The sequence below is a fragment of the Marinobacter halotolerans genome (genome assembly GCF_008795985.1).
In the GTDB taxonomy this organism is placed as follows: domain Bacteria; phylum Pseudomonadota; class Gammaproteobacteria; order Pseudomonadales; family Oleiphilaceae; genus Marinobacter; species Marinobacter halotolerans.
In genome coordinates this window covers 2,120,111-2,134,718 of record NZ_VMHP01000001.1, presented here as the reverse complement: position 1 = coordinate 2,134,718, position 14,608 = coordinate 2,120,111, and the positions used below count along the sequence as shown (strand labels likewise).

General features: G+C 58.1%; 14 protein-coding genes. 7 read left to right on the top strand and 7 right to left on the bottom strand.

The genetic code is table 11. The annotated features are described in order from the left end of the window. Window positions 1-10 precede the first annotated feature (10 nt). Complete coding sequence (locus FPL19_RS09815) at window positions 11-286, bottom strand: accessory factor UbiK family protein (protein ID WP_150912244.1); 276 nt, start codon at window positions 284-286, stop codon at window positions 11-13. A gap of 365 nt (window positions 287-651) precedes the next feature. On the opposite strand from FPL19_RS09815, the gene glnK reads away from it, so the two are divergent. Together glnK and FPL19_RS09805 are read left to right on the top strand one after the other, a co-directional pair. Then, a complete protein-coding gene (gene glnK, locus FPL19_RS09810; protein ID WP_135804419.1) occupies window positions 652-990 on the top strand; it encodes a P-II family nitrogen regulator in 339 nt (112 codons plus the stop codon). A gap of 76 nt (window positions 991-1,066) precedes the next feature. Continuing rightward, a complete protein-coding gene (locus FPL19_RS09805) occupies window positions 1,067-2,347 on the top strand; it encodes an ammonium transporter (protein WP_150912243.1) in 1,281 nt (426 codons plus the stop codon). 58 nt (window positions 2,348-2,405) lie between these two features. On the opposite strand, the gene speE is transcribed toward FPL19_RS09805, so the two are convergent. After that, complete coding sequence (gene speE, locus FPL19_RS09800; RefSeq protein WP_150912242.1) at window positions 2,406-3,287, bottom strand: polyamine aminopropyltransferase; 882 nt, start codon at window positions 3,285-3,287, stop codon at window positions 2,406-2,408. Window positions 3,288-3,510: 223 nt separating this feature from the next. Between speE and speA the strand changes: the two genes are divergently transcribed. The 3 genes from speA to FPL19_RS09785 all read left to right on the top strand — a co-directional run bounded on the left by speA (window position 3,511) and on the right by FPL19_RS09785 (window position 6,840). Beyond that, window positions 3,511-5,421 carry a biosynthetic arginine decarboxylase gene (gene speA / locus FPL19_RS09795; protein WP_150912241.1) on the top strand — a complete coding sequence of 637 codons (1,911 nt, stop codon included), beginning with the start codon at window positions 3,511-3,513 and terminating at the stop codon, window positions 5,419-5,421. A gap of 169 nt (window positions 5,422-5,590) precedes the next feature. After that, complete coding sequence (locus FPL19_RS09790) at window positions 5,591-6,190, top strand: sigma-70 family RNA polymerase sigma factor (RefSeq protein ID WP_150912240.1); 600 nt, start codon at window positions 5,591-5,593, stop codon at window positions 6,188-6,190. Further along, window positions 6,187-6,840, top strand: coding sequence for a ChrR family anti-sigma-E factor (locus FPL19_RS09785; protein WP_150912239.1), 654 nt, complete (start codon window positions 6,187-6,189; stop codon window positions 6,838-6,840). Before FPL19_RS09790 ends, FPL19_RS09785 begins: the two co-directional genes overlap by 4 nt. Window positions 6,841-6,919: 79 nt before the next feature. Here FPL19_RS09785 and FPL19_RS09780 read toward each other — a convergent pair whose 3' ends face one another. Then, window positions 6,920-7,663, bottom strand: coding sequence for an SDR family oxidoreductase (locus tag FPL19_RS09780; RefSeq protein WP_150912238.1), 744 nt, complete (start codon window positions 7,661-7,663; stop codon window positions 6,920-6,922). Between the two features lie 152 nt (window positions 7,664-7,815). On the opposite strand from FPL19_RS09780, the gene FPL19_RS09775 reads away from it, so the two are divergent. Further along, complete coding sequence (locus FPL19_RS09775; protein ID WP_150912237.1) at window positions 7,816-9,591, top strand: acyl-CoA dehydrogenase C-terminal domain-containing protein; 1,776 nt, start codon at window positions 7,816-7,818, stop codon at window positions 9,589-9,591. 17 nt (window positions 9,592-9,608) lie between these two features. Here the strand turns inward: FPL19_RS09775 and FPL19_RS09770 are convergent, their stop codons facing one another. The 4 genes from FPL19_RS09770 to FPL19_RS09755 are packed head-to-tail and all read right to left on the bottom strand — an operon-like array spanning window position 9,609 to window position 13,570. Further along, window positions 9,609-10,415, bottom strand: coding sequence for an ABC transporter permease subunit (locus tag FPL19_RS09770; RefSeq protein ID WP_150912236.1), 807 nt, complete (start codon window positions 10,413-10,415; stop codon window positions 9,609-9,611). Further along, a complete protein-coding gene (locus FPL19_RS09765) occupies window positions 10,408-11,307 on the bottom strand; it encodes an ABC transporter permease subunit (RefSeq protein ID WP_150912478.1) in 900 nt (299 codons plus the stop codon). The genes FPL19_RS09770 and FPL19_RS09765 overlap by 8 nt, the downstream gene beginning before the upstream one ends. 34 nt (window positions 11,308-11,341) lie before the next feature. Next, on the bottom strand, window positions 11,342-12,460 hold the full coding sequence (potA, locus tag FPL19_RS09760) for a polyamine ABC transporter ATP-binding protein (RefSeq protein ID WP_150912235.1): 1,119 nt from the start codon (window positions 12,458-12,460) through the stop codon (window positions 11,342-11,344). A 3-nt stretch (window positions 12,461-12,463) separates the two neighbouring features. Beyond that, on the bottom strand, window positions 12,464-13,570 hold the full coding sequence (locus FPL19_RS09755) for a polyamine ABC transporter substrate-binding protein (RefSeq protein ID WP_150912234.1): 1,107 nt from the start codon (window positions 13,568-13,570) through the stop codon (window positions 12,464-12,466). A 234-nt stretch (window positions 13,571-13,804) separates the two neighbouring features. On the opposite strand from FPL19_RS09755, the gene tcdA reads away from it, so the two are divergent. Beyond that, window positions 13,805-14,602: a tRNA cyclic N6-threonylcarbamoyladenosine(37) synthase TcdA gene (gene tcdA, locus FPL19_RS09750; protein ID WP_150912233.1), complete on the top strand. Its 798-nt coding sequence runs from the start codon at window positions 13,805-13,807 to the stop codon at window positions 14,600-14,602. Window positions 14,603-14,608 lie beyond the last annotated feature (6 nt).

Below are 14,608 nucleotides of genomic sequence, written 5' to 3'. Positions count from 1 at the left end.
GGCACTCTGCTTAACTCGCTGGCGACGCGCTGTCGTCAGCAGATGATGCTTTTTCAAGGACTTCTACCCGCTTCTCCAGCGCTTCCACTTTTTCACGGGTCTTCATCAGGACGGCCTGCTGGGCATCAAACTCTTCCCGGGTGACCAGTTCCAGTCTGGACAGCACGGTCATCACCGTGGCCCTGGCCTGCGCCTCGAAGTCCTCGCGCGCCGCACGCGCCATATCCGGAACAAACTGGCCAAACTGCCCCTGCAACTGGTTAAAAAAATCCTGGGGACCTTTCACAAGACACCTCGTTAATAACTCGGAATAATGACCTGGAAGTGTATCACACCGTGACCCCTGCCATACTGGGGGCGGTACACCCTATAATGGCGATTCAGGGGAGACGAGGCGCGTACAGAGCCTGTGCATTATTTTGGTTCATTCGCCCCCCTGTGGCGCTGTTTTGGTGCACCAGAACGGTCCATTTTGGATCAGTGTATTGCTATATAACTGATATTTAAGATTTTTTTTGCGTTGGCACACACGATGCTAAAAGCCTTGTACGCAATCCGCACAATTGGTGTGCGAGGTGGCAGCATCCCGAACTCAATACAAGGGACCCGAAGAATCCTGACTTTTGAGACGGCTTTACCAAGGAGAAACCCATGAAACTTGTGACAGCGATCATCAAGCCTTTCAAGTTGGATGATGTCCGTGAGGCACTATCCGAGATTGGCGTACAAGGCGTAACGGTCACTGAAGTCAAAGGCTTCGGTCGCCAGAAAGGCCACACAGAGCTCTACCGGGGCGCAGAATACGTGGTGGACTTCCTGCCGAAAGTGAAGGTTGAAGTCGCCATTGGCGAAAATCTTCTGGACCAGGTCATCGAGTCCATCACCAAAGCCGCCAACACCGGCAAGATCGGCGACGGCAAAATTTTCGTGACCGAACTGGAACAGGCCATCCGGATCCGGACTGGCGAGACGGGCGAAGAGGCCGTCTGATCCGGTAGCACGGTCAGAACCAGCCAACGCAAAAATTTTAACGCCAAAAGATTAGCCTCGTGCGGAGGGCTTACCAATGGAAAGTAATCTCAATTATATTTTTGAATTGCAGTACGCAATGGATACGTTCTACTTCCTGATTTGCGGTGCTCTGGTCATGTGGATGGCCGCGGGTTTCGCCATGCTGGAAGCCGGACTTGTCCGTGCGAAAAACACCACTGAAATCCTGACCAAGAACGTCGCCCTGTTCGCAATCGCTTGTACCATGTACCTCATCTGCGGCTACGACATCATGTACGGCGGCGGCATCTTCCTGAGTGGCATCACTACCGTTGCCGGCATGGACGAAGCAGCTGTTGCAGGCATTCTGGCCGCCTCGGCCGAAGCTGGCTTCGGTGACATGGGCGAGTACAGCGGCGCCTCTGACTTCTTCTTCCAGGTCGTGTTCGTGGCAACTGCCATGTCCATCGTCTCCGGTGCTGTTGCAGAGCGCATGAAGCTCTGGGCTTTCCTGATCTTCGCAGTGGTCATGACCGGCTTCATCTATCCGATGCAAGGCGCATGGACCTGGAACGGCGACGCGGTTTTCGGAATCTATGAACTGAGCTACAGCGACTATGCCGGTTCCGGTATCGTTCACATGGCCGGCGCTGCCGCTGCCCTGGCTGGTGTACTCCTGCTGGGTTCGCGTAAAGGCAAATATGGCGCGAATGGCCAGATCAAGGCCTTCCCGGGTGCAAACCTGCCCCTGGCGACCCTCGGTATGTTCATTCTGTGGATGGGCTGGTTCGGCTTCAACGGCGGTTCTACCCTGAAACTGGGTGGCATCGGTGTAGCCAACGAAGTGGCCAACGTATTCCTGAACACCAACGCAGCCGCTTCCGGTGGCCTGATTGCAGCTCTGCTGGTTGCCCGCATCATGTTCGGCAAGGCTGACCTGACCATGGCCCTGAACGGCGCTTTGGCTGGTCTGGTAGCCATCACTGCTGAACCTGCCGACCCTTCACCTCTGCTGGCCACCATCATCGGTGCCATCGGTGGTGTAATCGTTGTGTTCTCCATCGTGTTCCTGGATAAGATCCGCATTGACGATCCAGTCGGCGCGATCTCTGTCCACGGTGTGGTCGGTATCTGGGGTATCTTCGCAGTACTGCTGTCCGACGCTGACGCAACCTTCATGGGACAGCTGGTCGGCATGCTGACCATCTTCGTCTGGGTTTTCGTCACCAGCCTGATCGTCTGGGGCATCATCAAGGCCGTCATGGGCCTGCGCGTCAGCGAAGAAATCGAGTACGAGGGTGTGGACGTTGCCGAGTGCGGCATGGAAGCCTACCCGGAGTTTGTCAGCGCCAAGTAATACCGGCTGACTACTCAAACAAAAAGGGGCGCCAGATGGCGCCCCTTTTTTTTCTTCTTCAACGCTCGCTGGACATAACCTCGTCTTCCAGCACATCCACCATAAACTGCGGCATCGCCAGTGCACCCCGGTGGATATCGGCATTGTAATAACGGGTCACAAACGGGCGCTGGTCCGCATCTTCCTCCCGGAAGTACACCACCGGCTTTTCCTTGCCAGCCATGGTGCAGCTCCACCAGCCTGTTGGATAGACCGGCTGAGGGAACGGCAGCGTACGAACATGGTCGAATCCGGCCTTTTTCATATCATCATGGATGTTCTTGATGATGGTGTTGGTGTGTAGCAGGGGCGATTCGCTCTGTTGCACGATAATGCCGCCGTCCCGCAGGGCCAGCATGCAGTCACGATAGAAATCCAGGGCGAACAGGCCTTCGGCGGGGCCAACCGGGTCAGTACTGTCGATGATAATGATATCGAGACTGTCCGGCGCAATGTCCCGTATCCACTGGATACCGTCGCCAAAGAAGAAGTTGGCCCGAGGGTCGGTGTTGGATTCGCACAATTCGGGGAAGTATTCCTCGGACACCCGTGTCACCCGCTCGTCGATCTCTACCTGCCAGGCTTCCTCCACCCCCGGATGCTTGAGGACTTCTTTCAAAGTGCCGCAGTCACCGCCACCAACGATGGCGACTTTCCTGGGGTCGCGGTGGGTAAACAGTGCAGGGTGAGTCATCATTTCGTGGTAAAGAAAATTATCGCGGCTGGTGAGCATCACGCAGCCATCCAGAACCATCAGGTTGCCAAAGGTCTCGGTCTCCCAGATTTCCAGTTTCTGGAAACCGGTCTGCTCCTCATGAAGTTTTTTCTTCACCTTGAGCGAAAAGGCCGTTCCGTGGTCCTGGAAGACCTCTGTAAACCAACCGTCGTTCAGTTCTGTCATGGTATTTCTCCGAAAGGCGATGAGCGCGTTAGCGATGCTCGTTCTTAATGATCACGGTATTGTAGGTGCCCTGTGCCCGCAGCTAAAGCTCCGGGCAGTGGAAATCTGCCATCTTGCAGGTATGGTCGGGTTCAACAGTTCTTTCGACAACGCCCCCGAATCCCTACAATAAGCGCCAGTTTCCGGCGAATAACGGCCCGGCCACAGAACAGGTAAAAGCATTATGAGCGAATCCGGCACAGTCACAGCCCAAGAGGTGTATAACATCGCCCACTGGAGCGACGGATACATCGGCGTCAGCGAGGACGGCGATGTGCAGATTCGACCGGACCGGGGCCGCGGCAAGCACAGCATCAGCCTGCCAGAGCTGGCCCATTCGCTGACCGACCGGGGCATCCAGCTGCCGGTGCTGGTGCGCTTCACCGATATCCTTCATGACCGGGTCAACACCCTGTGCGATGCCTTCAACCGGGTATCCGCCGAGCAGCAGTACCAGGGCCATTACACCGCGGTTTATCCCATCAAGGTCAACCAGCAACGCCGGGTCGTGGAAGAGCTTCTAAGTGCACAACCGGCGGCCAGTAACAACCAGATCGGCCTTGAAGCGGGCAGCAAGCCGGAACTGATGGTGGTGCTGGCGCTGTCCCGCCAGCCCGGATCGGTGATTGTGTGCAACGGTTACAAGGACCGGGAGTATATCCGGCTGGCCCTGATCGGCCAAAAACTGGGGCACCGGGTCTTCATCGTCGTGGAGAAGCAGTCGGAACTGCCGCTGATCCTTGAAGAAGCCCGGGATCTGGGGGTTACTCCGCTGATCGGTGTAAGGGCGCGGCTGGCCACCATCGGCAAGGGTAACTGGCAGAATACCGGCGGCGAGAAATCCAAGTTCGGCCTGTCCGCCAGCCAGGTGCTGGATGTGGTCAATACGCTTCGGGACGCCGGTGCCCTGGAGTCCCTGCAGTTGCTGCACTTTCACCTGGGCTCCCAGATCGCCAACATCCGGGATATCCAGACCGGTCTGCGGGAATGCGCGCGGTTCTACAGCGAACTGCGCCACCTGGGCGCACCGGTCAGCACCGTGGATATCGGTGGCGGCCTGGGCGTGGATTACGAAGGCACCCGCTCCCGCAGCAGCTGCTCCATGAACTACAGTGTGCAGGAATACGCCTACAACGTAATTCACATCCTGCAATCGGAATGTGACCGGGCAGATATTCCCCACCCCAACCTGATCAGCGAGTCCGGTCGGGCGCTGACCGCCCACCACTCTGTGCTGATCACCAATGTGATCGACCGCGAGGTGCCGGACCGCCAGCAGACCCAACGACCGGAGGCCGGCTCACCGGAGCCTCTACACTCGTTGCAGCGGGACCTGGACAGCCTGTCCGACCGCCACAACCGCCGCTCACTGGCGGAGATCTACCATGACACCCTGCACGCCATGGCGGATGTGCACGCCCAGTTTGCCCACGGGGTTCTGTCGCTGACCGATCGGGCCCAGGCGGAAACCCTCTACAAAGCCTGCTGCCGGTCTCTCCAGAAGCAGCTGAATTCCTCAAACCGGGCCCATCGGGAAATCATCGACGAGCTCAACGAAAAGCTGGCCGAGAAACTGTTTATCAATTTCTCGCTCTTCCAGTCACTGCCGGACGTTTGGGGCATTGACCAGATCTTTCCCATCATGCCGATAAACGGTCTTCACCGGCCGCTGAACCGGCGCGCGGTGATCCAGGACATTACCTGTGATTCCGACGGTCGCATCGATCGCTATGTGGACGGCCAGGGCATCGAAACCACCCTGCCCATGCCGGCGGACGTACCGGGGGAACCTCTTTTAATGGGTTTTTTCATGACCGGCGCCTACCAGGAGATCCTGGGAGACATGCACAACCTCTTCGGCGATACCCACTCGGTGGACGTGCGCGGTAATGAGGCCGGGGGCTATACCATCAGCGATCCCATACAGGGCGATACCGTGGCAAAGGTGCTGCAATATGTGAACTTCGAGCCCGCCGCGCTGCTTGCAGCCTATGAACGAAAGTTTGCCGTCAGCGAATTCGACCGTGACACCCAACAGACCCTTCTGGCAGAACTGGCTAACGGCCTGAACGGCTATACCTACCTGGAAGAATAGCGCTGGGATGGCGGGCCATCAGGCCCGGGCAGAATGGTAATTTTTTGTGACCGGGCAAATCCGGTCTAGTAGCGCCAGCGTAAAACCGGTCAGACTGACAAATCCGGGACGAGCGCATAGAATGATGAACAAGACAATTCAAAGCCATGCAACAGTCAAGGAGCGTCCGGTGACCACACTGGATAAAAAACCAGCAAGAGCCGAGGGCCGGAAAGACCCCTGGAGCCAGTTGCTGGAGAAAGTGGGCAAGCACCAGGACCGTGAGGCGTATCACGCCCTGTTCCAGCATTTTGGCCCACAGATCAAGTACTATGCGATGGCTAACGGCATGGCCAACCATGCCGAAGAACTCGTGCAGGAAGTGTTCGTTTCAATCTGGCGCCGGTCGTGCCTTTACGACTGGAAGAAGGCAGCAGCATCAACCTGGATTTTCACGATTGCCCGGAACCAGCGCATCGATATGCTGCGCAAGATGCAACGAACCAGTGCTGAGATGCCCGTGGAAACCGAGGACCTCTGGCAGATTCCTGGCGAGCATGAAAATGAACCAGTGACTTCGCTTCACCGGTTGATGTCCGAGCGTCGGGTTCGCGACTCTCTGAAGCATCTTCCAGAGGAGCAGATCACGGTCATTGCCAAGGTCTATATGGAAAGCAAGTCCCACCAGATGGTGGCAGATGAGCTGAACATCCCACTGGGAACGGTAAAGAGCCGGGTTCGCCTGGCATTGAACAAGCTAAAAGTGATTTTGCAGGACCAAAACGTATGAATTCGCACCACCCCGATACGATTACTCTGATGGAATTCAGCGCGGGCAACCTGAGCGAACCCCATGCCCTGTGCATTCGGCTTCACCTGGACCAGTGCGCTGATTGCCGCAGTCGTGTTGATACTCTCGACAGCCTGGGCGCCGTGATGATGGAAAGCCAGCCCCAGACCGAAGTGTCTTCAGACATGTTTGATTCCATCCTTTCCCGTATCGACAACGACGCGGACGAGTCGGGCCAGCAGGTCAGCACGGCCGCCAAGAGCAACCGGCGGGTCAGCCCTCTGGTGAAATTGCTCGGCGACGATCTGGACAGTCTGCCGTGGAAACGACAACTGGGCGACGTCAGCGTACTGGACATTACCGACCGCTTTCCGGGTCAGAGAGAACAGGTTGTTCTCCAGAAGCTGGCAGCCGGAGGCAAGGCCCCGTCGCATACCCACCGGGGCGAGGAAACGACCATCGTGCTTCAGGGCGCGTTCGCCGACCAGAAGGGCGTATTCAACCAGTGGGACTTTGTGGTTCTGAACCAGGAAGACGACCACAAACCTGTAGCAGTGGGATGTGAAGACTGTATTACCCTGTCGGTGCTAAGCGCACCTGTGAAACTGACTGGAACATTCAGCCGGATGCTCAACCCCTTCATTCGCTGATCGATTCAGGCGTTGGATTTTCAGGCCGGGTTTGTCCCGGCCTTTTTTATGGGCCCTGCATTCTCCTCAATCCCACGTTTTACCAGGGAATCCTTGAACCGTCCCAGCTCAGGAACTGACCGTTGTTGTCCTGGGTCAGGCCATCAATAACGGACGCGATGTTTCTTGCGGTGTCCGCCGGTTCATGCACCGTTAGCTGCGCCAGAGATCGGGAAAAGGGCTCGCTCAGAGGCGACAGGGTGGTACCCGGGTGGACGGCTACACAGGCCAGCGGCCGGCACTTTCTGGGCAGTTCAATAGAGAAATTACGAACCAGCATGTTCAGCGCTGCCTTTGAACTGCGATAGGCGTACCAGCCACCAAACCCGTTATCGGTAATCGACCCCACCTTGGCGGAGATCGCCACGACGGTTTTGAAACCCCGATGCCGCAACCAGGGCGCGACCGCCCGCATCAGCACCGCGAATCCCGTGGCATTGACCGCGAATGAGTGAGCCAGAGCTTCCGCATTCAGATCCTCCAGCCGCTTCTCCGGCACGATGCCCGCACCGTGCAAAAAACCGGCTGCGTATATTACCCCGTCAAGACCCTCGTCCTTCGAAAGAACTGTCTCCAGATCGAATGCAATTTCCGTGGAATCCGTCGAGCCAGCGGCATCCCAGGGAAGCAGATGCACCCGGCCCTTATATTCCGAGTGAAATTTGACGGTCGAGGGATCACGGCAGAGCCCGATAACCTTCAGGCTCTCGTCCTGCGCCAGATAATGCTCCGCCAGTGCATGCCCGATAGCACCGGACACCCCGGCAATCAGAATATGCTTCATTCAACGCTCTCCTTCGAAAGATCCTGTATTCAGTACGAAAAAATTTTCAGAAGGACTGTTTTCTGGTGAACCAAACAATTCAAACGGCCGTATGAATTGGAGTAATTAACAGGTGTATTTCCACCAGCAAGACGGTTTGAGGAGAGACTTCCATGCAATATCAGGCTCCGGCTAATGATCTCAGCTTTCTGTTGTTCGACGTACTGGGCGTCGACAAGCTCCACGAACTGGAGAAATACGCCGATGCGACACCGGATCTGATCACCGCGGTGATCGAAGAAGCCGGAAAGCTGGCGTCCGAGGTGATTCAGCCCACCAACAAGATTGGCGACCAGCAGGGCTGCCAGTACAACCCGGAAACCCACGACGTCACCACCCCGGACGGGTTCAAGGAAGCCTATGCGAAGTTTGTGGAAGGCGGCTGGACGGCTCTGGACGCGCCCCTTGAGTACGGCGGTCAGGGTCTGCCCCACACCCTGAAGTTTGTGGTAGATGAAATGATGTGTTCCACAAACCTGTCGCTGGGTATGTACCCGGGTTTGACCCACGGGGCCATCAGTGCGCTGTATTCCCACGGATCCGACGAACTTAAAAACATCTACCTGGAAAAGCTGATTTCCGGCGAGTGGACCGGCACCATGTGCCTGACCGAACCCCAGTGCGGCACCGACCTGGGCATGATCCGCACCAAGGCCACACCTAATGATGACGGCTCTTACGCCATCGAAGGCACCAAGATCTGGATTACCGGTGGCGAGCACGACCTGGTCGACAACATTGTGCACCTGGTGCTGGCCAAGCTGCCGGGCGCACCGGACACCACCAAGGGTATTTCCCTGTTCGTAGTGCCAAAAGTGCTGCCGGACAGCGGTGAGCGCAACCCGGCTTTCTGTGGCGGCCTCGAACACAAGATGGGCATCAAGGGCTCCGCCACCTGCGTCATGAACTTCGAGGGCGCCAAAGGCTGGCTTGTCGGCGAGCCGAACGACGGTATGCGGGCGATGTTCACCATGATGAACGAAGCCCGCCTGATGGTGGGCATGCAAGGACTGGGACTGGCGGAAATGGCTTACCAGGAAAGCCTCGGCTTTGCCCGCGAACGCCTGCAGAGCCGTTCACTGAGCGGCCCAAAAAATCCCGACGGTCCTGCCGACTCGATCCTCGTGCACCCCGATGTTCGCCGCATGCTGATGCGTCAGAAAGTGTTGAACGAAGGCATGCGTGCCCTTGCGCTCTTTGCAGGCCAGAAGCTTGATCTGTCGGTTGCCCACCCGGATGAGGCGGTTCGGGAATCATCCGACGACCTGGTTCAGCTGCTGACGCCGGTGGTCAAGGCCTTCCTCACCGACGAAGGCTATAAGAACGCAGACCTTGGCCTGCAGGTACTGGGTGGCTCCGGCTTCACCACCGACTGGCCGCTGGAGCAGCTGGTTCGTGATGGCCGTATTGCCCGCATCTACGAAGGCACTAACGGCATCCAGGCCATGGACCTGGTAGGACGCAAGCTCAGCCTTAAGGGCGGCCAGCTGGTGCGCACGCTGTTTGGCGAGCTGACCGGCTACCTGAAGGACAACCCGGAAGCGCCCCATCGCGAAGAGCTCAAGGGCGCAGTGAAGGCCCTGGAGTCCGCCACCATGTGGATCGCCCAAAACGCCCCGAAAGATCCGGAACAGGCAGGTGCGGCGGCAACACCTTACCTGCGCCTGATGGCCCTGACGGTGATCGGCTACCTCTGGTCGCGCATGGCGGGCGTTGCCCAGGCACAGCTTGACAAGGGCGAGGGCAACAAGCCGTTGCTGGAAGCAAAGCTGATTTCGGCGCGCTTTTACTTCGAAAAGGTGCTCCCGGAAATCGAACAGCTCAATAGCGATATCGATTCCGGCAAGGCCTCGATGATGGATCTGGGTGACGATCACTGGGTTGCATAAACACAGGTGGGGGCGGTTTATCGCTGCTCGTTTCGTCGCATCAGATACCAGGCGACAAAAGCGATCAGCGAGACCGCCAGGATAATCAGCGCAGCCAGAGCGTTGATTTCCGGCGACACACCCATACGCACGGACGAGAACACCACCATGGGCAGTGTTGTTGCTCCGGGGCCGGAAACAAAGCTGGCGATCACCAGGTCATCCAGAGACAGGGTGAACGCAAGCAACCAGCCGGACACCAGCGCCGGTGCGATAACCGGCAGAGTAATTACGAAAAAGGTCTTCAGGGGAGTGCAGCCCAGGTCCATAGCCGCCTCCTCAAGGGAGCGGTCCACTTCCCGCAGGCGGGCGCTGACCACCACGGCCACATAGGCGCTGCAGAAGGTGGTGTGGGCAATCCAGATGGTGGCCATACCGCGATCCACAGGCCAGCCAATGGTCTGTGCCATCTGCACGAACAGAAGCAACAGAGACAGTCCGGTGATAACCTCCGGCATCACCAGCGGCATGCTGATCATGCTGGAAAGTAGAGTACGACCGCGAATGCGTTTGAAGCGGGTCATGATAAAGGCACACAGGGTGCCCAGGCACACCGCCATGCTGGCGGAGTAGAAGGCAATTCTCAGGCTCATCCACACCGCCGAGAGAATCTGCTGGTCCCGAAACAGCTCGCCGTACCAATGAGTGGAAAACCCCGCCCATACCGACACCAGCCGTGAGGCATTGAAGGAATAGACGATCAGCACCAACATGGGCACGTAGAGGAACAGCAGGCCCAGCACCAGCATCACTGTCGAGAAACTCATCGCCCGCGACTTAACCATGCTTTTCCATCTCCCGTGCCTGGAAACGATGGAACAGGATGATGGGAATCAGCAACAGCGCCAGCATCACAATGGCCAGAGAAGACGCCACCGGCCAGTCCCGGTTGTTGAAGAACTCCTCCCACAGAACCTTGCCGATCATCAGCGTATCTGGCCCACCCAGCAACTCCGGAATCACGAACTCCCCCACCGCCGGAATAAACACCAGCATGGAGCCGGCTATGATCCCGGCCCTGGACAGCGGTAATGTGATGGTGCAAAAAGTGGTCAGGCTGCGACAGCCCAGGTCCGAGGCGGCCTCCAGAAGGCGACCGTCCAGCTTCACCAGGTTGGAGTAGATCGGCAGCACCATGAATGGCAGATAGGCATAGGCAATGCCGAGCACCACCGCAAAGTTGGTGTTCAGCATTTTCAGAGGAGCATCGATGGCGCCCAGCCACATAAGCAGATTGTTCAGCAGGCCCTGGTTGCCAAGGATGCCCATCCAGGCGTACACGCGAATCAGAAACGAGGTCCAGGAAGGCAGCATCACCATCAGCAGCAGTACCATCTGCATGCTGGTCGAAGCCCGGGCCATGGCATAGGCCATGGGGTAGCCGATCAGTAGACAAACCAGAGTCGAGATCAGGGCGATCTTGATCGAGCTCCAGTAGGCGGCGATGTAAAGGCTGTCGGACAGCAGAAACAGGTAGTTGCTGAAATTCGCCACCACCGTGAAGGTGTTGTCCACGAAGTTGAACACCGGCTGGTAGGGCGGAATAGCCATGACCGCCGAGGAGAAACTGATCTTCAATACCAGGGCGAACGGCAGCAGGAAAAACAGCAGAAGCCACAGGAAAGGAATGCCGAATACCACCCGGCGGTGGAACACCACTGCGCGCACCCGCTCCATCAGCGGGCTGGACATCAATCTTCTGACCATGGCATCAGTTCCATAGCAGGATGGGGCTGGAAGCTTCCCAGGAAACAAACACCGTGTCGCCCCAGGTGGGCCGCTCGCCACGACGTTCCACATTGGCCATGGTGGCCTGCACCCGCTGGCCGCTCGCAAGCCGGACGTAGTAGCAACTGATGTCTCCCAGATAGGCGATGTTATCGACCATGCCCCGGCTCCAGTTGTTCTCGCCTTCCGGCTTTTCCCTTGAGAGGTAAACCTTTTCCGGTCGCAACGCCACGAGCGTCGCGGTACTTTCCGCCGGTGTGCTGACACCCCGGTCGATAAAGACCGGCGCGTCCAGCGCGGCACTTTCCAGGGTAATACTGTCGGATTCGTCCGCCAGAATCCTGGCCTCGAAGATATTCACCGAGCCGATAAACTCTGCCGTCATACGGCTGTTCGGGCTCTCGTAGATATCGATGGGCGACCCTACCTGGGCGATCCGCCCGTGGGACATGATGGCGATGCGACTGGCCATGGTCATGGCTTCTTCCTGATCGTGGGTGACCATCAGGCAGGTGGCGCCGACCTTCTCCAGTATCTCCACCAGTTCCAGCTGCATCTCGGAGCGCAGTTTCTTGTCCAGCGCCCCCATGGGCTCGTCCAGCAACAGCAGTTTCGGGCGCTTGGCCAGGGAACGGGCCAGGGCCACGCGCTGCTGCTGGCCGCCGGAGAGCTGCTCGGGTTTGCGGCTACCATAGGTCTCCATCTTGACCAGCTTCAGCATGGCTTCGACCCGGTCGCGGATTTCAGTCTTCGGCAGCTTGTCCTGTTTAAGACCCATTGCAATGTTCTGTGCCACCGTCATGTGGGGGAACAGGGCGTAGGACTGAAACATCATGTTGGTGGGCCGCAGGTAGGGCGGCAGGGCCGTAATGTCCTGGCCGTCCAGCACGATACGACCGGCATTGGGCACTTCGAAGCCTGCCAGCATGCGCAGCAAGGTGGACTTGCCCGAGCCGGAGCCACCCAGCAGGGCGAAGATCTCGCCCTTGCGGATCTGCAGGCTCACATCGTCCACGGCCAGGGTGCTGTCGAAACTCTTGGAAATGCCTTCGATGGTAAGTAATACCTCCGCTTGCGCGGAGGTATTGTTGCCGTTGTCCACCCCTTAACGACCGGACTTAACGTTGGTCCAGGTGCGGGTCATCAGGCGCTGGGCGTCCTGGGGCCGGCCTTCCATAACGTACAGCTTCTTCATCACCTCGTCGGTGGGGTAGATACTGGTATCGCCGAGGATTTCCGGGTCCACGAACTCATTGGCCGGCTTGTTGGGGTTGGCGTACCAAACATAGTTGGTCACGTCCGCGATGATCTCCGGGCGCATCAGGAAGTTCATCAGCTTGTGGGCATTCTCCACGTTCGGAGCACCCGCGGGAATGGTCATCATGTCAAACCACAACACCGCGCCTTCCTTGGGAATGGTGTAGCGGATCACATTGCCGTTACCTGCTTCCTCGGCGCGGGCTGCGGCCTGCAGGATGTCGCCGGAATAGCCGGCGGCCACGCACAGGTCACCGTTGGCCAGGTCACCAATGTAGCGGGAGGAGTGGAAATAAGTGACGTTCGGGCGAATGGCCCTGATCACATCGCCGCCTTTTTTGATGTCGTCGGCCTTGTTGCTGTTTGGATCCAGGCCAATGAAGGCCATGGCGGCGCGCACCATTTCTTCGCCGGAATCCAGCATGGCAATGCCGCAGCCCCCGGCGGCGAGTTTGCCGGTGACTTCCGGATCAAACACCAGGGCCCAGGAATCGGTAGGGGCGCTGTCGCCCAGGATTTCCCGGATGCGGCCTTCGTTGTAGCCGTAACCGTTGGTACCCCAGAGGTAAGGCAGAGAGAACTGACTGCCCGGGTCAACGTTTTCCAGATCGTCCATCAGGTCCGGATTCAGGTTCGCCATGTTTGGCAGCAGGGAGTGATCCAGCTTCTCGAACGCGCCAGCGGAAATCTGCTTGGCCACGTAATGATTGGAGGGCACCACCAGGTCATAGCCTGAGCGGCCGGAGAGCAGTGCCGCTTCCAGAATCTCGTTACTGTCGTAGACGTCGTAGATGACCTTGATGCCGGTTTCCGCGGTGAATTTCTCCAGCGTATCCTCGGCAATGTAGTCAGACCAGTTGTAGACACGCACTTCCTCCGCGGCCAACACGGAAGAGGCACCCAATGACACGGCTATAGCGGCGGCCAGCGCCGTCGGCTTGAACAACTTCAACATCGGAAAAGTCCCTCACAGAAAAGGGATGGATACAAAGCGTGCAGGACGCACGCAGTATTTTGCAGGTCTCTCGCGCGATATTTATCACGAGACCGCCCGGTACGCTACAGATTTTTGTGCAAATTCACGTCGCCCACAGACGACTCCCGGCAAAGGCTTTTTTTTGCACCTGCACGCTGCTGTACAATGTGGCGCTCTGCCTGACTTGCCTGGCCTGAAAACCGGAGAGATACCGTGACCGACAACGACTTCCAGTTCCGCTTCGGCGGCATTGAACGCCTCTATGGCCGCACGGCATTAGCGTCGTTCCGAGAGGCGCACATCGCCATCGTCGGCCTTGGCGGCGTCGGGTCCTGGGCGGCAGAAGCACTGGCGCGCTCCGGCATTGGCACCCTCACACTGATCGACATGGACGATGTCTGCGTCTCCAACACCAACCGCCAGCTTCACGCCCTTGACGGCCAGTTTGGCCACACCAAAACCGATGCGATGGCGGCCCGGCTACGGGCCATCAATCCCCACGCCGATATCCGCGTGCATTTCGGGTTTGTCACGCCAAAGAATGTGGCGGAACTGATTACCAGTGACCTGTCCGGTGTTGTCGACGCCATCGACAGCGTGAAAGCCAAAGCCTCGCTGATTGCCCACTGCAAACGCCAGAAAATTCCGCTGATCTGCGCCGGCGGCGCCGGCGGCCAGATGGACCCCACCCAGATCCGGATCAGTGATCTGAGCAAAACCACCCAGGACCCGCTGCTGGCCAAGGTGCGCAACCTGTTACGCCGGGAGTACGGTTTCTCCCGCAACCCTAAACGCCGCTTCGGCATTGAGGCCGTGTACTCCCTGGAACAGCTGACGTATCCTGCCGAGGACGGTGAAGTCTGTCTGCAGAAGCCGGCAACCGACGGCCCGGTAAGACTGGATTGTGCTACCGGCTTCGGGGCCGCCAGCCCGGTGACCGCGAGCTTCGGTTTTTTTGCTGCCTCAAGACTGCTGGCACGGCTGGCCCGCAAGGCCAACACTACACACTAGGAACTA

Excerpts from the sequence above, each read along its gene's own strand:
- glnK (WP_135804419.1), top strand. The coding sequence starts at position 652 with ATGAAACTTGTGACAGCGATCATCAAGCCTTTCAAGTTGGATGATGTC.
- FPL19_RS09805 (WP_150912243.1), top strand. The coding sequence starts at position 1,067 with ATGGAAAGTAATCTCAATTATATTTTTGAATTGCAGTACGCAATGGAT.
- speE (WP_150912242.1), bottom strand. The coding sequence starts at position 3,287 with ATGACAGAACTGAACGACGGTTGGTTTACAGAGGTCTTCCAGGACCAC.
- speA (WP_150912241.1), top strand. The coding sequence starts at position 3,511 with ATGAGCGAATCCGGCACAGTCACAGCCCAAGAGGTGTATAACATCGCC.
- FPL19_RS09785 (WP_150912239.1), top strand. The coding sequence starts at position 6,187 with ATGAATTCGCACCACCCCGATACGATTACTCTGATGGAATTCAGCGCG.
- FPL19_RS09780 (WP_150912238.1), bottom strand. The coding sequence starts at position 7,663 with ATGAAGCATATTCTGATTGCCGGGGTGTCCGGTGCTATCGGGCATGCA.
- FPL19_RS09775 (WP_150912237.1), top strand. The coding sequence starts at position 7,816 with ATGCAATATCAGGCTCCGGCTAATGATCTCAGCTTTCTGTTGTTCGAC.
- FPL19_RS09770 (WP_150912236.1), bottom strand. The coding sequence starts at position 10,415 with ATGGTTAAGTCGCGGGCGATGAGTTTCTCGACAGTGATGCTGGTGCTG.
- FPL19_RS09765 (WP_150912478.1), bottom strand. The coding sequence starts at position 11,307 with ATGGAGCGGGTGCGCGCAGTGGTGTTCCACCGCCGGGTGGTATTCGGC.
- FPL19_RS09755 (WP_150912234.1), bottom strand. The coding sequence starts at position 13,570 with ATGTTGAAGTTGTTCAAGCCGACGGCGCTGGCCGCCGCTATAGCCGTG.